This is a genomic window from Nonomuraea sp. NPDC049750 (assembly GCF_040659625.1).
Lineage (GTDB): Bacteria > Actinomycetota > Actinomycetes > Streptosporangiales > Streptosporangiaceae > Nonomuraea.
In genome coordinates this window covers 605683-622309 of sequence record NZ_JBFANB010000004.1, presented here as the reverse complement: position 1 = coordinate 622309, position 16627 = coordinate 605683, and the positions used below count along the sequence as shown (strand labels likewise).

Sequence of the window (16627 nt, the reverse complement as noted above, 5' to 3'; positions counted from 1 at the left end):
ACAGCACCTAAGAATATGGCGCTAGATTATGTCGCTCAAGGCCTCGTCGAGGTGGCTATGGGTGAATCCGTAGCCGCTTCCGGACAGTTTCCCGGGCAGAACCCGGTGGCTGGGCAACAGCCCTTCCCGCGCGAACTCTCCCAGGCCGATGCTCAGCGCGAAGGCCGGGACAGGCATCGGTACGGTGCCCTTACGCAGGGCTTTCCCGAGCGTGGTGGTGAACTCCGCATTGCTCACCGGATTGGGCGAAGTCAGATTAACCGCCCCCACCAATTCCCGATTTTTCAGGATATGTAGTACTGCCTGAACCCAGTCGTCCTCGGATATCCAGGACCAGTACTGCTTCCCACTCCCGAGCGGCGCGCCGAGCCCCATCTTGAAGATGGGCAGCATCCGCCCAAGCGCCCCACCCCGCCCACTCAATACAAGCCCGGTACGCAATTGCGCGGTCCGGACACCGACCTCCTCGGCGGCCCTGGCGGCACCTTCCCAGAGCTCGCACAGATCAGCCAGAAACCCGGTGCCCTTCCCCTGGGACTCATCGATGACCCGATCCCCGGTATCACCGTAGAAGTCCACCCCGGAGGCCGACACGAGCACCTCAGGCGGCCTCGACAACTGCCGCAACGCGTCGACGAGCACCCGAGTCCCGTCGACCCGGCTGCGCACCAGCTCGCGCTTGTACGACTCGCTCCAGCGCCGGTCGGCGATGGGCGCTCCGGCCAGATGTACGACTCCTTCGGCCCCTTCGAGCACCGAAAGATCGATCACATCGTCCCGAGGCTCCCAGTAGGCCTCCTCATCGCTCTCCGGAGGCCGCCGCACCATCCTGACAACCCGCCGCCCCTGCCCCTTGAGCGCCTCCACCAAGGGCCCCCCGAGCAGCCCGGACGCCCCCGTAACGATGATCGCCATACCCCCACACTACGCCGGGGCCCCCGCCACCCCCCGTTACCCGTCTGGAGTGTTGGCCGTCTGATGCCCACCCCGATCAAAAGGTGCTCGCTTCGCTCGCTCGCCCTGTCAGGCGGGCTGGCGCCCGCCCCCGCGTCGGTCCTCGCTCCGCTCGGGCGTCTTCCCGAGACGCGGCTCCGCCGCGCGCTTCGCCCACGGCTTCGGTCGTTGTCCAGATGGGACAGGTGATGCCCATGGCCGAGCTCAAGGCAACGGGCGACCACACGGGACGGACCGGACGGACGGGGGAGGGACGCCATCGGGGACGACGACGAAGACACGACCGCTACCGCGGTGCCGTCCGCCGTGCCTATTGGGGAGAGAAGCTGATCGACGCGGCGCCGCTCCTCGGCGCAGTCCCGGCATCGCCACTTGGTGCACGGTCGTGAGCGGGCCAACCGAGCAGTGCAGCGCATCGGTAGCTAGCCGAAATCTTGGCCGATATCCCAGCCATGGCGTTATCATGGACCCATGGAGGTAATTCCGATCAGCGAAGCCAAGGACCGGCTGACTGAGCTTGCCGACCGGGCCGCGCGCGAGCACGATCACTTCACGCTCACCCGGAACGGGCGGCCGCATGCCGTTATCGTGTCCGTGGCCGAGTGGGAGTCCCTGCAGGAGACACTCGAGATTCTCGCTGACCCGGAAATGCGCGCCGACTTGGTTGAGGCCGCTGCCGCCGAGGCGCGCGGTGACGTGACCACCGAGGAGGAGATGACGGCTATCCTGGCAGCCCGCCTCGGCAAGGCCGGCGCGTGAGCGACCGCTACACCATCCTCCTGAGCCCACCGGCTCGTCGTGCGCTCGCCTCGGGCCTTCCCGAGACTGTAGCGGCCGCGGCCTGGGAGTTGATCACCGGCACTGTCGCTCGCGAACCATGGCGCGTCGGCAAGCCTCTGCAAGAGCCATACGGGGGACTGCATGTTGCCCGGCGCGGGACCTACCGTGTGGTCTACCGCATAGACGAAGACAAACACACCGTGACGATCCAGTCCATCAAACACCGCCGCGACGCCTACCGCCCATAGAGCCCACTGCTGCCCGCCCTACCTGTCGGTGCCAGGGGCTGGCGGAGATCAAGCGCCGCCACATGAGATAGGTCAGCGGTGCGGGCAGGCCAGGGTCGTGGAACCGCCGGGCGAAGGCCGCGCGAGAACAGGGCCGCCTGCGTCGTCGTCGCGTACCTCCAGCTCACCCAGAAGCGCGATCCGCACGCCGTCAGCGCCTCACGAAGCCGCGCCGCTCGTCGTCGTCCCGGAGCCCGCCCATGAGAGGATCCGCGACGCCAGACCGGCGACATCTCCGCCCAATTCCTCGCTCCCCGTCTCGCTTCCGGAGCTCCCAGAGTTCCGGGAGCTTCCAGAGGTCTGGGAGCTCCCGGAGTGGAACACCAGCGGGATCAGCGCCCGGCCCTGCGCGGCGTCCTCAATCGCGTCCTCAATGCCCTCCTCGATCCACTCGAGCCCCAAATCGCGCGCCCGCAGCCGATCCACCCGTACCTCATCGGGACAGTCCAGCAAAGCCCAATGGACCGGCCCGCCCCACCGCCCCTCCGGTACGAGCTCATGGGCATCGGGGACCGGGCACAGTAACAGCACCGGAGTCCCCGCCCGCCGCACCATGGTCACGATGCGCGTCCACAGCCGGTCGTACGCGGGCCACACAGGAGCGGCCTGCGGCTCCGCGATGGGTACCCCGAGCAGCGCGCCGTCCTCGAGCAGCTCGTCCATGTCCATCACGACCAACCCGCCCGCGTTCCGCAGCAGGTACGGCAGCAAGGTCGTCTTTCCCGCGCCAGGAGCGCCCGCGAGCAGGTACAGAGGCGCGAGCCCACCGGCCGGCTGATCTTCCACCGGCTTGATCATAGAACGTGGCGCTCGCGGGATGCCTGAAGGCCACCCTGGATGCCAGGGTCGCGCTCTACCCGCAGGCGGTGCCGGCACGGTAGCAGTCGCGTAGGCGGTGTTCCGCGTCGGCGCTCACCCCGATCTTGTCCAGGCCCAGCAACGCGGCGCCCACGGCCGGGGGCACATCCACCACACGGGCCGTCGCCTTCGGCGCCACCCGGTGGCAACCGGCGTGTATGCGGTCGAGCAGGTACTCATCGCCACCTGCGAGGACGCCACCCCCAAGCACGATGTCCACCGGAACGTGGAGCAGATCCAACCGGCGCAGCGCCGCCGAAGCGAGCAGGACCACCTCCTCGGCCAGCCGGTCGACCACTTTTCTGGCCACGGCGTCGCCGGCCCCCGCGGTCGCCAGCAGCAGGGGATTGAGCTCCTGGAGCCGGGCGCGGCCGACCTCCCCGAAGTGGAGCCGCTCGACGAGGTCGGCCACACAGGACACGGAGAAGTGATCGGCCACCACCCGTCGCAACGCGGTGTCAGGGCCGCGACCGTCTTCGGCCCGCACCGCCCGCCACAGCGTCTCGTCGCCCAGGAACGAACCGCCACCCCAGTCGCCGGACAACCGGCCGATCGCGGGGAACCGCAACGTCCTGCCGTCCGGTGCCACGCCGACGCAGTTGATGCCTGCCCCGCAGACCACGGCGACCCCGTGCCCGGGGGTACCGGCGCGCAGCAGCGCGAAGATGTCGTTGTCGACGGTGATCTCCTCGGACCAGCCCAGCTCGGCCAGCTCCCGCGTCAGCGCCTGCTGTTCCCGGCCGAAGTCGACTCCGGCGAGGTAGGCCGCGGTGTGCCGGGCGTACGGGGCGCGAGCCGCTGGATCGAGCTGCCGCGCTGCCTGCCGGACCAGCGCGTCGAGAGCGGCGGCACTGGCGGTGACCCCTACTTTCTGCGCGGACGCTCCGGGACCGCGCACCCGCGACAGCACCGTGCCGTCGGCCGCGACGAGGAGTACGTCCGTCTTCGAGTTGCCGCCGTCGATCGCCAGCACTCCGTCGATCACGCCGCCGCCCAGGGCAGGAAGTCACGGTTGACGGCGACCAGCCGATCGGCCAGGGTCGCCGCCTGGTCGATCTGGCCGATGAGCGGGTGCGCCATCAGCGCGTCGAACACCCGGTCACGGCCGCCGTGCAGCGCCGCCTCCAGGGCGAGGCTCTCGTACGCGCTGACGTGGGCGACCAGGCCCCTGATGGCCGGCGGCAGCGGGGCCACCGGCAGTGGCGCCGGGCCGGTGCCGGTGATCCGGGCGGGGACCTCGACCACGGCGTCGGCGGGCAAGAACGGCAGGGTGGAGCCGTTGCGGGTGTTCACCACCTGCACGTCTCCCTTGTCGCCCAGGAGGGACGCCACCAGTCGCACCGCCGCCTCCGAGTAGTAGGCGCCGCCCCGTTGCTCCAGCAACGCCGGTTTGGCGACCAGGCTCGGATCGCGGTACATCTCAAGGAGACGGTGCTCGATCTCGCTCACGGTCTCGGCTCGTGACGGGCCTTGCCGGTCGGCCACGATCGCGTCGTGACGGTAGTAGTACTTCAGGTAGTAGGACGGTATGGCGCCGAGCCGGCGCATCGCGGCGACAGGGAGCCCGACGTGGTCGGCGAGCTGGTCGGCATGTTCGGACAGCAGCTGGGGAAGTACGTCCACCCCGTCGACGCGTACGGCACGCACCCAGGTCAGATGATTGAGCCCGGCGTGTTCCAGCGTGACCGTTTCCGGAGCGACACCCAGTTGCCCGGCCACCCAGCGCTCGAAGGTGATGGCGACGTTGCAGAGTCCCACCGCGCGGTGACCGGCGTTGAGCAGCGCGCGAGTGACGATGCCGACCGGGTTGGTGAAGTCGACGATCCAGGTCTTCTCGCCGGCGATCTCCCGTACCCGTTCGGCGAGGTCGAGGACCACCGGCACCGTGCGCAGCGCCTTGGCCAGGCCTCCCGCTCCCGTGGTCTCCTGACCGATGCACCCGCATTCCAGCGGCACGGTCTCGTCCGTCACGCGGGCCGCCTGGCCGCCGACGCGTAGCTGGAGCAGTACGGCGGCGGCCCCATCGGCGCCGGCCTCGAGATCGGCGGTGAGGCGTACCTTGGCCGGATGGCCCGCGTGATCGAGGAGGCGGCGGGCGAACCCGCCCACGACCTCGAGTCGCTCGGTGTCAGGGTCGACCAGCGCGATCTCCTCGACATCGAGAGCGGCGTGCTGATCGGCGATTCCGCTGACCAGTTCCGGGGTGTAGGTGGAGCCGCCTCCGACGATGGTGAGTTTCAACCCTTGACTCCTGTGAAAGTGATGCCTCGGACGAAGGACTTTTGAGCGAGTACGAAGAGCAGGATGACCGGCAGCATGACCACTACCGTGGCGGCCATCGTGAGGTTCCACTGCACCTGGTGCGCGCCCCGGAAAGATGCCAGGGCCAGCGACAGGGTCCACTCGTCCGGGTTCTCCCCGGCGTACAGCAGCGGCCCGAAATAGTCGTTCCAGGTGTACATGAAGCAGAACAGGGATATCGCCGCGATGCCGGGCCGGGTCATCGGGAGCAGGACACGCAGCAGCGTCCGCAGGTCGCCACAGCCGTCGACGCGGGCGGCGTCGAGGTAGGACTGCGGGACCGTGAGGAAGAACTGCCGCAGCAGGAAGATGCTGAACGCGTCGATCAGGAAGTACGGCAGGATCAGCGGCCAAAGGGTGCCTGTGAGGTGGAGACGGGCCCACAGGATGTAGAGCGGGACCGACAGGACCTGCGGCGGGATCATCATGGCGGCGATGATCACCAGGAACACCGCCTGGCGGCCCCGCCAGCGCATCCGGGCCAGGGCATAGGCGGCCGGCACGCTGGACAGCAGCATCCCGGCTACGGCGAGCAGCGAGTACATCATGCTGTTGCCCAGATACCTCAGCAGCGGCGCGGCGTGGAACACCTCCGCGAAGTTCGCCGGATGCCAGGAGCGGGGCCACAGATCGGCCGTCAGCGCCTGCCGGTCCGACATGAACGCGGTGAGCGCGACGAAGATCAGTGGCAGGACGAACATCAGTCCGAGGGCCAGCGCGATGCTGTGCACCGCGATCCAGCGCATGATGCCGCGCCGGTTCGACCGGCGGTGCGCCGGGCCGAGCCGGGACGTCGAGCTGGAGGAGACGTCGGCAGTGGTGGTGACAGTGGCCATCACGCCACCTCCTCAGCATGGGAAGCACGGCGTAGACGGTGCACGAAGAACACGGTGAACACCGTCGAGACCACGAAAAGAGCGATGGACATGGCTGAGGCGTAGCCCATGTTGTAGTAGTGGAACCCCTGTTGGTAGAGCCAGACGGGGAAGGTCAGCGTCGAGTTGTCCGGGTAGCCGATGGCCCGCCTGCTGCCGGCGATGTCGGCCGACCCGGAGGCCACCGAGGCCGCGACCACCGCCTGGGTGAAGTACTGCAGCCCGAGGATGATGGAGTTGATCACTCCGAAGACGAGCACGGGCGCGATCGCCGGAAGCGTGACGTGCCAGAACCGCCGTACCGAGCCCGCGCCGTCCAGGGACGCCGCTTCGTAGAGCTCACCCGGCACGTCGAGCATCCCCGCCATGATGATGATGATCAGCTCGCCCGAGGCCCACAAGGTGAGCAAGGTCAGCGCGGGTTTGGCCCACGAGGGGTCGCTGAACCACAGCGGCCCGGAGACGCCGAACCAGCTCAGCACCGTGTTCACCGGCCCGGTTCCGGGATTGAACAAGAAGGTGAAGGCCAGGGTGGCCGCCACCGGCGGAGCCAGCGCGGGCAGGTAGATCAGCGTCCGGAACAGCCCGGCGCCGTTCCTGACCCGCACCAGCACGGCCGCGACTCCGGTGGCGAAGACCAGGCGGAGCACGGTGATGACGACGACCAGCCACACGGTGTTGTAGGCCGCCTTGCGGGCCAGCGGATCGCCCCAGAGGAGGAAGACGTAGTTGCGCAGCCCGACCCACATCGGAGTGTTGAGCAGGTCGTAGCGGGTGAAGGAGTAGTAGACCAGCGCGAGGAGCGGGTAGGCGACGAACAGCGCCAATCCGGCCAGCGCCGGTGCCATGAAAGCCAGCGGCCGTATCCAGTGTCCCGGCCGCGGCCGGATCCACCTGGTGAAGGTGGATCCGGCCACATGCGTGGTGTGCGGTGCGGCGGTCATCAGCGCTCAGCTGCCGAGTTGCGCGTCGGCGTCGATCTGCGCGCCCGTCTTGGCCAGTCCCGCCTTCAGGTCGGGGACGCCACCGCCCTGATAGGCGATGGAGAAGTCCTCGGCGGACTTGAGGTAGGCGCCGCCGTTCGCGCTGGCCGGGTTCGTGGCCAGGTTCGGGTTGGCGAAGATGTCGAGGAAGGTCTTGAAGTGGGCATCCTTCCGCAGCGTCGGATCCTGCAGCGCGGGGACCGTGGACGGGACGTTCTTGAGGCCATGGGCCAGTTCCTGCAGAGCGCCGGAATCCGTCGACAGATACTTGACCAGTTCCCAGCCGGCACCGGCGTTCTCGGCGCCCTTGGGAATCCCGATGATCGTGCCGGTGGTGTAGCCGCCCCCATAGAGCTCAGGCTTGTTGTCCGCGACCGGGAACGGAGCCGTGGCGTAGTCCAGCTTGGGCGCCTCGGCCTCGATGAAGGCGGTGCGGAACTCGCCGTCCATCACCATGGCGATCTGCCCCTTTTCGAAGGCATGGTCCGGTGAGTACTCCTGGCCGAGACCGGCCGTGAACTTCGCCAGCTTGTCGCGCCCGTAGAAGTCGGTGAACTTCTTCCCCCACTCGAGCATCGCCTGCCACTGGGGGTCGGTGCCCAGGGCGGACTTTCCGTCCTGGCCCGCCCACTGGGCGCCCCAGTTGGCCGCCCACATCTGCACGTGGTTGGCGTAGAAGCCGATCGTGGGCACGAAGCCGGCGACCTTGATGGACCCGTCGGGGTTGCGCACTGTCAGCTTCTTGGCGTATTCGAACAGCTCCGACATCGTCTTCGGGGGCGCGCTGATGCCGGCCTTGGCGAACATCGCCTTGTTGTAGTAGAGGCCGTACACGTCGGCGAGCAGCGGCATCGCGCAGCGCGTGCCCTTGAACTCGGTGTACGCGCGGGTGGCGGCGGGAAGCTGGTTCAGGTCCACCTTGTCGCGGGCGATGTAGGCCTTGAGGTCCTGCCAGGCACCGCTGGAACAGAACTGGCCGATGTTGTCGGTGGAGAAGGAGATGGCGACGTCTGGAGGGTTTCCTCCTCTGATCGCCTGGGCGACCTTGTCGTCGTCCTGGCTGCCCTGGTTCTTGACAGTGATGTTCGGGTGCTTGGCCTGGAAACCGTCCAGCACCTTCTGGAGTATTCCCAGCTCGCGACCGCTGAACTTGCTCCAGACGCTGAGGGAGACCTTCTCATCGGCGCTCGGCGCATTGGCCGTACCTGATGAGCTCGTCTCCGGGCCACACGCACTCGCGAGGAGCGTGAATGCCGCACACGCCGCCGCGACACCGATTCGTCGCATCGAAACCCTCCAAAGGGGGTGAACTGCTGACCCGCCGCCATGGTCAGGTCAAGGGGTGAGGCTGTCGTCAGGGATGGATGGCGAACACCTCTTCGCGCGCTCCGGCCAATGCCAGCCGCAGCGCGCCTGAGCGAACCGGGTTACCGGTCAGCAGGCTTGGTTGAATCGTTGGCCGGGGAAGGACGAGTTCGCCCAGTTCCTCGGTGACCAGGCCGCACAGGACGCTGCCGCCGGCCCTGCCGACGTCGCCTGTGAGAACCACCAGTTCGGGATCGACCACGGACACCACACCCGCCACGGCCAGCGCCACCCGGCGCGCCAGGTCACGGAGGAAGGCCGACCGGGCGACAGGGTCCGTGTCGAGATCCTGCGCGAGAAGCTTCTCCAGATCGTCTCCGGCGAGCCCGTGCGCGTGGGCCAGTTCCATCACCGCCCTGATGCCGAGCACGTCACCGATGCGCCGGCCACCGCCCACGCCGGAGGGCGGGCAGGGCATCCAGTCGATCTCGCCGGCACCACCGGACGCGCCCCGTAACAAACGCCCGCCCGAGACCACCGCGGCACCGATCCCGCGCCCCATCCAGATCAGCACGAAGTCGTCGACCCCGACGGCTTGGCCGACCGCCATCTCGTCGAGGGCGACCAGGTTGACGTCGTTCTCGACGGCCACCGACGTGGCGAGCGATCCTGACAGCCGATCCAGGACGTCGAAGCCCTGCCAGGGCGGCAGATGCGGGGCGAAGCCCAGGTGCCCGGTGCGCGCGTCCACAGAACCGGGCACTCCCACGACGACCCTGCGTAGTTGCCCAGTGGTCAGGCCGACCTCGGCCGTGGCGGCCGAGACCGCGCGGCACAGATCCTCGACGTCGAGGTCCGCCTCCTCGCCGGGACGGTATCGGTGCTCGGCGACGATCTCCCCACAGATGTCGGACACCGCTATGTCCAGCGCGCGCGGGGTGAGGTCGACCGCCGCCACGTAGGCCAGCGCGCCGTTGACCGCCCAGCGTTGCGCGCGCGGCCCTTTACCGCCCTCCCGGAGCCCCGCGCGCCGTACGTGACCACTTTCCGCCAGCCGAAGCAGGAGGTCGGCTGTCGCCGGTTTCGACAGGCCGATGTGTGATTCCAGCTCCAACCGGGTCAGCGGCCCTCGATCGAGCAGAGCCAGCAGCGCCGCGCGGTCGTTGATCCGGCGCAGCAGCTGAGGGCTTCCCCCTCGCTGTTCCACGTGGGACTCCCTTACCATCTGGGAACTTCCCAGACTATTGCCGAGGAATGTACCTCATGCACATCGGCCCACGTCAAGAGGCCATCGCAAGGGAATCGAAGACCGGGGGGACTTGCCAGGCACGGCCGGGCCGTCGGCCAGGAGGGGTTCGGCATGCGACGCGACGTGACAAAGCCCCGGCTCGCCGAGCCGGGGCTTGGATGCACATCGGGGGTTCGGCCGACCTTTGGCGCTATTCGACCGCGGTTACCGTGACAGCGTTGCTCAACCGCTGACCGTGCCGCAGTCGGTCAGCGTTCGGCCGCGAGGGTGACGCCCAGACCGATGAACACGCTCCCGGTCGCGGCGTCGATCCGGCGGCGCACCGCCTGACGACCGCGCAGCCAGCCGCCGATCCGCCCGGCCAGCACGCCGACCGTCGCGTCGGCCAGGAACTCCAGGACGATCAGGATGGCGCCGAGGACGGCGAACTGCAGCCAGATCGGCCCCGCCCCGGGATCGATGAACTGGGGCAGGAAGGCGACCATGAACGTGAACGTCTGCGGATTGGCCATGGAGGAGACCACGCCGTTGAGGAAGGCACGCCGGCCGGACATTCCGCGGCTGGCCGGATCGTCGGCCTGGCTGTTCTTGCGGTTGCGGATCATCTGGACGCCGAGGTAGATCAGGTAGGCGGCGCCGGCGAGCCGTAGCACCGTGAACACGACCGGGAACGTCGTCAGCAGCACGGCGAGCCCGGCGGCGGCCGCGGCTATGTACAACGCGTCACCAGTGATGACGCCGACCGTGGCCAGCAGCCCGGCGCGGGGCCCACCCCGCAGACCGCATCCCAGCACGAACAGCATGTCCGGTCCGGGGGTGATCAGAGCGACGATGGTGGTCGCGGTGAAAACGGCGAGCAGGTGCGGATCGATCGGCATGCGACGATCTTTCCACCTCCGGTGTCGGCGCACCGCTCCGGGGACGCCGTTCGGGGGGACGCCGTTCGGGGGGTGCCAGAGGCGGCAGAACAGCTGTCAGGCGGCGTAGCGCGGGTAGCCGTAGCCGACGACCTGGGAGGTGGGACGGACACGCTGCTCGACCTTGCCGTTGCCGGTGTTGCCCTCGATCGTGGAGATCGTGCCGTCACCGTTGTCCTTGACCACGAAGCCGACGTGGCTGATGGAGCTCAGGTCCTTGCTGCCGCTCCAGGAGTAGAAGACCACGGCGCCGGGCTTGGCCATGGTGCCCCAGCGGTGGTTGGCGGCGAACCACTTGGCGTGGGCGACGGTGTAGGCGTCCCAGCCGACCTGGGAGCGGGCGCCGGTCTCCTCGCCGACCCAGGAGACGAACATCGAGCACCAGGCGGCGTTCAGGTAGTCCTGCCTGCTGCCGCCGTCACGCTGGACGGTCTCGGCGGCGCGGGCTGAGTTCATGTACCACTTCTGGAACTTCGTGCCGCCGCCGTTGGCGTCCTCGGACGTGCCGACCTGGGCCTTGGCCAGGTTCAGGACCTGCTGGGCGGTGACGTTCACCTGGGCCTCGCCGTTCCTGCCGCCCTGCGCGGAGGCGGGGGCGGCCTGAGCCGCGATGGGAGTGTGCCCGGTGGGAGCCGTGGCGGCGTTCGCCGCGGTGTGGGCGCCGAGGGCGGCGGCGGTGAGGGTCGCGCCGAGCGCGATCTTGGCATAGTTGATCTTGGGGATGCGGATGATGGTGATTGCTCCTTGCTTCCATTCCGCTTACCGGGTTAGCTGACGGGCTCGGGCGTGGAAGCTGCCCTACGGCACGTTGACGTGCCGATTAGCCCCGATCGAGACATGGGTCCCCGGTCCCGCGCACAGGCGGGTTCAGCGGTCACAGGTGATTTCCTGTGATGCATGTGATGGGTATGACGTCCGTACTCGGACTTTGGCGGCGCGGCCAGAGGGATGCTCACTGTCTAGGCCAGGCGCACAGATGGGTACAACGCACCCCTGACCTGGGTAATTCCATCGCAATGACATCGCCATGCCCAGCCCGGCCCGCTCGTCGATCCGTCAAGTAGCGGGGGTGCCTTGTTGAAGTCGCGCCAGGGCGCGTCTGGAAAGGTTGGCGTACGGTCTGTCGAATTCGCCTCGCCCGTCCGACGTAGAGGCGTACCGACCGGACAGACAGCCAAGGAGACCCTCGTGGCCCAGTACGCGATCCTCATCTTCGACGACGCCGGAGCCGGCGACTACACCCCCGAGCAGCAGGCGGCGAGCCAGCGGCACGCCGACGACCTCCTCGACTCCGGCGCCATGATCGCGGCGTACGCGCTGCGGTCCGCCGACACCGCCACCTCGTTGCGCGGCGACGTGGTCACCGACGGGCCCTTCATCGACGCCAAGGAAGTCATCGCCGGCGTCTGCGTCATCGAGGCCCCCGACCTGGACGCCGCCCTGGACCTGGCGCGTCGTAACCCCGCCGTCCAGTGGGGTCGTGGCGGCGTCGAGGTACGTCCCGTCGCAGGCGGCATCGCACCCACCGCCCGATGACGGCCGCGGCGGACGCGGGCCAAACGGACGCGGGCCAGGCGGGCGCGGGCCAAACGGAGGTGGGACGGGCGGACGCGGGACAGGCGGTGGCCGCCGCGCATCGGCGCGAGTGGGCTTTCGTGCTCGCCGCGACCGTGCGCGTCGCGCAGGACCTGGACCTGGCCGAGGAGTGCGTACAGGAGGCGTACGCCGCGGCGCTGTCGGCCTGGGAACGCGATGGTATCCCCGCCAACCCCGCGGCGTGGCTCACCACCACGGCCAAGCGCCGGGCGATGGACGCGATCCGCCGCGAGCGGACCTTCCGGTCGAAACTGCCATTGCTGGTGGAGTCCGAAGAGCTCGCGCCGCACAGACTGGCGGACCGCGACGAGGCGGACGCGGTGGAACTGGAGGATGCCGTACCCGACGAACGGCTGCGGCTCATCTTCACCTGCTGCCACCCCGCACTCGCGCAGGAAGCGCGGCTCGCGCTCACGCTGCGGCTGGTGTGCGGGCTGCCGACCCCGGACGTCGCCCGGGCGCTGCTGGTGTCGGAGCAGACGATGGCCGCCCGCATCACCCGGGCGAAGAAGAAGATCTCCGTCGCCCGCATCCCCTATCGGGTGCCGCGCCCGGCGGAGCTGCCGGACCGGCTGGCAGCCGTACTCGGCGTGCTCCACCTGCTGGTCACCGACGCCCGGCGCGCGACCCGGACGGGCGCCGACGGCCGGCTGCTGCGGCTTGAGGAGCAGGACCGCTCTCTGTGGGACCGCGGCGCGCTGGCCGAGGCGCATGAGCTGATCGTGGCCGGGCCGCGCGGCGGCCGCGCGGGGCGCTACCTGCTGCAGGCGGCGATCGCCCTGCTGTACGCCCAGGCGCCGTCGTACGAGCAGACGGACTGGCCACAGATCGTGGCACTGTACGACAGGCTGCTGGCGCTCTGGCCGTCACCGGTGGTGGCGCTGAACCGGACCGTGCCGGTGTCGATGCTCCATGGACCGGCGCTCGCACTGACGCTGGTGGAGGCGCTGGAGCAGGATGGCCGGCTCTCCCGGTACCAGTACCTGCCGGCGATCAAGGCGGACCTGCTTCGGCGCCTCGGCCGTACGGACGAGGCGGCGACCGCGTACCGGCAGGCGCTGGAGCTGACCGACAACGAGGTTGAGCGGGCCTTCCTCGCTGGGCGTCTAACTGATCATGATCCGGGCACGACCTCGCCGGCCGTGCCCAGCAGCCGGCGCAGCTCGTCGTACTCGATCGGGCGCCCGAGCCGGAGGGCGGCGTACTCGCCTGCGGCACCGCCCTGCGCGGCGAGTTCGGCGCACGCCGCGTGCCACTCGTCGTGAGCCTTCCGCACGGCCTGGGCCGCGCCGGGGCTCTCGAGGTCCGACAGGTCACGGAGCCGGACATAGGTGTCATACGCCTCACGCTTGGCGGCGGATCCCTCGGCGGGCGGTGGCAGCCGCTCGCCGAGCAGTTCGAGGAAGACCCTGGAGCGGCCCAGCTCGGAGAACTGCCAGGCGGTGACCGCGGTGCCGCCGTCCCCGAGTGCCTACGGCGTGGCCGAGACGAACAGCCGTGCCCACGCTGATACCCGGTCGGCTCGCCTCGGCGGCCGGATCGGCAGGTCGTGATCAGGTAACGCCCGCTTGTCACCCACCGGAGGGATTTCCCCGCGAACGCCGCTGTTCACGCCCGATCACGAATGCGTATCTCGCCCTTCTCAGAGCGATCCGGTGGGGATAGCTTCTGCGTGGCGGCGGAAGAACCAGCGCGGAGGGCCATGCCAAGGCGTTTGCGTGTCCGGACCGGCGACCCCTGGACGCCCAACCTGGCCCGTGCGCGGCGGCGCCTGGCGCGCGGGCGGCCGCAGGACGCGGCTCGCGAATACCGGCAGGCGTGCAGGCTCGCCGACGGCAGGCGCGCCGATCCGCTCATCAGGTCCGCGCTGCGGCAGTGGCTCGGGCTGGCGTTGCTGAAGGCGGGGCGCGGTCAGGAGGCGTTGCGGGCGCTGGTCCAGGCCTGTGAGCTGCTGGGGGATGGCCCTGGGGCAGCGGAGCAGTACGCGAGCACCCTGGACACCCTCGGCCTGGTGCAGCGTGACCTCGGGCAACTCGACGCGGCCGAGGAGTCCCACCGCAGGGCCGTGGAGCTGTTCAGGCGGGCCGGTTCACGCGAGGGCACCGTACGCGCCGCCGTCAACCTCGCCGTCGCGGTCAAGGACCAGGGGCGTCTCACCGAGGCGCGCGGGCTGCTCGCCGGCATCGAGCCCGCGGCCCGCGACTGCGCCGACCCGGCGCTGCTCGGGCACACGCTGCTCACTCTGGGCCTCGTCCACGAGCTGCTCAATGAACCGGCACCGGCGGAACGGCTGGCCAGGCAGGCGGCCGAGGCCTACCGCGCGGCGGGAGACAGGGAGGGCGAGGCGGCCGCCACGCACAACGTGGGCCGTTTGCTGGACACGGGCGGGCGGCACCGCGAGGCCATGGAATGCTTCACCACCTCCCTGACGATCAATCTGGAGATCGGCGCCGAGCTGGGCGTCTCCGACGACCTCGGTGCCATAGCGTCGCTGTTCCAGCTCGCCCGGCAGTACGACGAGGCCCGCCGCGTGCATGAACGGGCGCTGGACATCCAGCGCGGGGCGGGCTACCGGCGCGCGGTCGTGGCCACCCTCTGCGACCTGGGGGTGCTGGCGCGCGACCAGGACGACCTCCCTCTCGCGCGCCACCACCTGCAGGAGGCGCTGCGGGAAGCTGAGACGCTCGCCGACCCGCACACCGTCTACCAGACGCGCGTCCTGCTGGCGGAGATCAGCATGCTGGAGGAGGACTACGCGCAGGCGCGCGTGGCCTACCTGGCCGCGGCGGAGGCGATGGGGGACGCCAGGCGGGCGCTGCTCGACGAGACGGACGCCGTCACCTACTTCAGCGAGTCCCGTCTCGACGCCCCCGGCATGCTGGTACGGCTCTCGCTCCACCTGGGCGACAGGGCGGGCGCACTCGAATGGGCGGACGCCGCGCGCGGTCAGGAGCTCGTACGCAGGCTGGCCTGGACCGCCCTGGCCACACCACCCGGCGCACCGGCGACGATCCTCGCCGAGGAGGCCGAGACCCGCCGCCTCCTGCGTGCGCAGGAGGCGGGCCTGCGGGCCGGTGGATCGGCGGACGCGGCGCTGCTGACGGCCTACAGGCAGAACCTGTCGCGCCTGCACCGGCTGGAAAACCAGCTCGCCGAGCTGACTCCCGAGTACGTGTCGATGCGCCGGGCAGAACGCCTCGGCTGGAACGGCATCACCGCGCTGCTGACTCCGGGCCCTTCACAGGACGGGCCAGAGGGGACCGAGGCCATGGCTCGTCTGGTGCTGGCCGAGTACCACGTGACCGACCACGAGACGTACGTCTTCGGCGTGACGGCCGACGCGCCGGAGCCGCAGGTCGTCACCGTGGACGTGACCCGAGCCGAGCTTCGCGAACTGGCCGGGGCCGCCGGGGACACCCTGGCCCGCGACAGGACCGGCCTCGGCGCGCACCTCGCGGACGAGCGACTGGTGCGGCTGCTCGCGCCGGTGGCCGAGTGGGCCGAGCCGGGGGACGTGGTCTACCTGGTGCCGCACGACTCCCTTCACCTGCTGCCCCTGCAGGCCGTGCTCGTCGAGGGCGTCCCGCTGATCGAGCGCAACCCGGTCGTGTTCGTGCCGTCGGCCTCCGTACTGCGCTACTGCCAGGCCAAGCGGAAGGCCCGCCGCGCGAGCGCGCTCATCGTCGCCGCGCCGCCCGAAGAGCATCCGCTGGCCTTCGCCAGTGAGCAGGCGCTGGCCGTGTCGCAGACGCTCGGCGGCCAGGAAGTGCTGGCGGCGGGCGATGCCTCCCGCGAGAGCCTGCTGGCCCGGTTCGCCGAACCCGGGCAGGCGCCGGACATCGTCCACTTCGCGACACACGGCGTATTCGACCGTGAGGACCCGATGCGGTCCGGGATCGAGCTCGCGGGCGGCAGACTGACCGCGGCGGACATCCTCGGGCTCCGGCTCGACGTGGACCTGGTGACGCTGGCGGCCTGCGAGACCGGCATGAGCCAGAGCCGCCCAGGAGACGAGCTGATCGGCCTGACCAGGGCGCTGCTGTACGCGGGCGCGCCCTCGGCACTGGTCGCCCTGTGGCGCGTGGACGAGCTGTCGACCAGCATGCTGTTCGGCGAGTTCTACGCGGCGTTGCGGGCCGGCTCGCCCAAGGCCGGGGCCCTGCGCAGGGCGCAGCTGTGGCTGCGCGACAGGACGATCGCCGACGTCCTTGACTACGCGCGTGGCGCCTGCCTGCGCCTGGCGGGCGACCCCCGGGCGCTGGCCGCCGTCCGGCTGGAGGAGGCGCGGCTGCGCCTGGCGGCGGGTGACTACTCCGCGGCGGCCAGCCTGTTCCGCGACCTCGTCGCCGGCCCCGACCTGAACGAGGAGCAGCGGCAGGGCGCGGAGGTGGGCATGCTGCAGGCCACGCTCGTCATGGACACGGGCACAGGCACGGGCGCGGCACCGGACCTTGGCGTGCCCGCGTTCGCCGATCCGTACCACTGGGCGCCGTTCACGCTGATCGGCGACTGGCTCTGATCA

General features: G+C 69.8%; 16 protein-coding genes and 1 riboswitch. Of the genes, 6 read left to right on the top strand and 10 right to left on the bottom strand.

The genetic code is table 11. The features are described 5' to 3' along the window. Positions 1-21: 21 nt before the first annotated feature. Entirely contained in the window at positions 22-915 is an 894-nt protein-coding gene (locus AB0J16_RS14730) for a TIGR01777 family oxidoreductase (protein WP_358538723.1), read from the bottom strand. Between the two features lie 510 nt (positions 916-1425). Here AB0J16_RS14730 and AB0J16_RS14725 point away from each other — a divergent pair. After that, positions 1426-1713, top strand: coding sequence for a type II toxin-antitoxin system Phd/YefM family antitoxin (locus AB0J16_RS14725; protein ID WP_358538721.1), 288 nt, complete (start codon positions 1426-1428; stop codon positions 1711-1713). Beyond that, positions 1710-1982: a type II toxin-antitoxin system RelE/ParE family toxin gene (locus AB0J16_RS14720; RefSeq protein ID WP_358538719.1), complete on the top strand. Its 273-nt coding sequence runs from the start codon at positions 1710-1712 to the stop codon at positions 1980-1982. Before AB0J16_RS14725 ends, AB0J16_RS14720 begins: the two co-directional genes overlap by 4 nt. Before the next feature lie 198 nt (positions 1983-2180). Here AB0J16_RS14720 and AB0J16_RS14715 read toward each other — a convergent pair whose 3' ends face one another. The 9 genes from AB0J16_RS14715 to AB0J16_RS14675 all read right to left on the bottom strand — a co-directional run bounded on the left by AB0J16_RS14715 (position 2181) and on the right by AB0J16_RS14675 (position 11064). Beyond that, positions 2181-2807 (bottom strand): AAA family ATPase, encoded by a 627-nt coding sequence (locus AB0J16_RS14715; RefSeq protein WP_358538715.1) that lies wholly within the window; start codon positions 2805-2807, stop codon positions 2181-2183. Between the two features lie 67 nt (positions 2808-2874). Continuing rightward, positions 2875-3864 carry a BadF/BadG/BcrA/BcrD ATPase family protein gene (locus tag AB0J16_RS14710; protein ID WP_358538713.1) on the bottom strand — a complete coding sequence of 330 codons (990 nt, stop codon included), beginning with the start codon at positions 3862-3864 and terminating at the stop codon, positions 2875-2877. Then, entirely contained in the window at positions 3861-5120 is a 1260-nt protein-coding gene (locus AB0J16_RS14705; RefSeq protein ID WP_358538711.1) for a 6-phospho-beta-glucosidase, read from the bottom strand. Before AB0J16_RS14705 ends, AB0J16_RS14710 begins: the two co-directional genes overlap by 4 nt. Then, complete coding sequence (locus AB0J16_RS14700) at positions 5117-6016, bottom strand: carbohydrate ABC transporter permease (protein ID WP_358538709.1); 900 nt, start codon at positions 6014-6016, stop codon at positions 5117-5119. The genes AB0J16_RS14705 and AB0J16_RS14700 overlap by 4 nt, the downstream gene beginning before the upstream one ends. Beyond that, complete coding sequence (locus AB0J16_RS14695; protein ID WP_358538707.1) at positions 6016-6999, bottom strand: sugar ABC transporter permease; 984 nt, start codon at positions 6997-6999, stop codon at positions 6016-6018. The genes AB0J16_RS14700 and AB0J16_RS14695 overlap by 1 nt, the downstream gene beginning before the upstream one ends. A 6-nt stretch (positions 7000-7005) precedes the next feature. Beyond that, positions 7006-8325, bottom strand: a complete 1320-nt coding sequence (locus tag AB0J16_RS14690; RefSeq protein ID WP_358538704.1) for an ABC transporter substrate-binding protein — start codon at positions 8323-8325, stop codon at positions 7006-7008. A gap of 67 nt (positions 8326-8392) precedes the next feature. Then, positions 8393-9550 (bottom strand): ROK family protein, encoded by a 1158-nt coding sequence (locus AB0J16_RS14685; RefSeq protein ID WP_358538702.1) that lies wholly within the window; start codon positions 9548-9550, stop codon positions 8393-8395. 290 nt (positions 9551-9840) lie between these two features. Next, positions 9841-10470 carry a LysE family translocator gene (locus AB0J16_RS14680; protein WP_358538699.1) on the bottom strand — a complete coding sequence of 210 codons (630 nt, stop codon included), beginning with the start codon at positions 10468-10470 and terminating at the stop codon, positions 9841-9843. Positions 10471-10566: 96 nt separating this feature from the next. Beyond that, positions 10567-11064, bottom strand: a complete 498-nt coding sequence (locus tag AB0J16_RS14675) for a CHAP domain-containing protein (RefSeq protein WP_358538697.1) — start codon at positions 11062-11064, stop codon at positions 10567-10569. Between the two features lie 186 nt (positions 11065-11250). Further along, positions 11251-11392, bottom strand: a riboswitch (cyclic di-AMP (ydaO/yuaA leader). Positions 11393-11697: 305 nt separating this feature from the next. Between AB0J16_RS14675 and AB0J16_RS14670 the strand changes: the two genes are divergently transcribed. The 4 genes from AB0J16_RS14670 to AB0J16_RS14655 all read left to right on the top strand — a co-directional run bounded on the left by AB0J16_RS14670 (position 11698) and on the right by AB0J16_RS14655 (position 16624). Then, the gene (locus tag AB0J16_RS14670; protein WP_358538695.1) at positions 11698-12045 is read left to right on the top strand and encodes a YciI family protein; all 348 of its coding nucleotides are present in this window, start codon (positions 11698-11700) and stop codon (positions 12043-12045) included. Then, positions 12042-13370, top strand: coding sequence for a sigma-70 family RNA polymerase sigma factor (locus AB0J16_RS14665; protein ID WP_358538693.1), 1329 nt, complete (start codon positions 12042-12044; stop codon positions 13368-13370). Before AB0J16_RS14670 ends, AB0J16_RS14665 begins: the two co-directional genes overlap by 4 nt. Before the next feature lie 84 nt (positions 13371-13454). After that, positions 13455-13658 (top strand): hypothetical protein, encoded by a 204-nt coding sequence (locus AB0J16_RS14660; RefSeq protein WP_358538690.1) that lies wholly within the window; start codon positions 13455-13457, stop codon positions 13656-13658. A gap of 149 nt (positions 13659-13807) precedes the next feature. Beyond that, positions 13808-16624, top strand: a complete 2817-nt coding sequence (locus AB0J16_RS14655) for a CHAT domain-containing tetratricopeptide repeat protein (protein WP_358538687.1) — start codon at positions 13808-13810, stop codon at positions 16622-16624. Positions 16625-16627 lie beyond the last annotated feature (3 nt).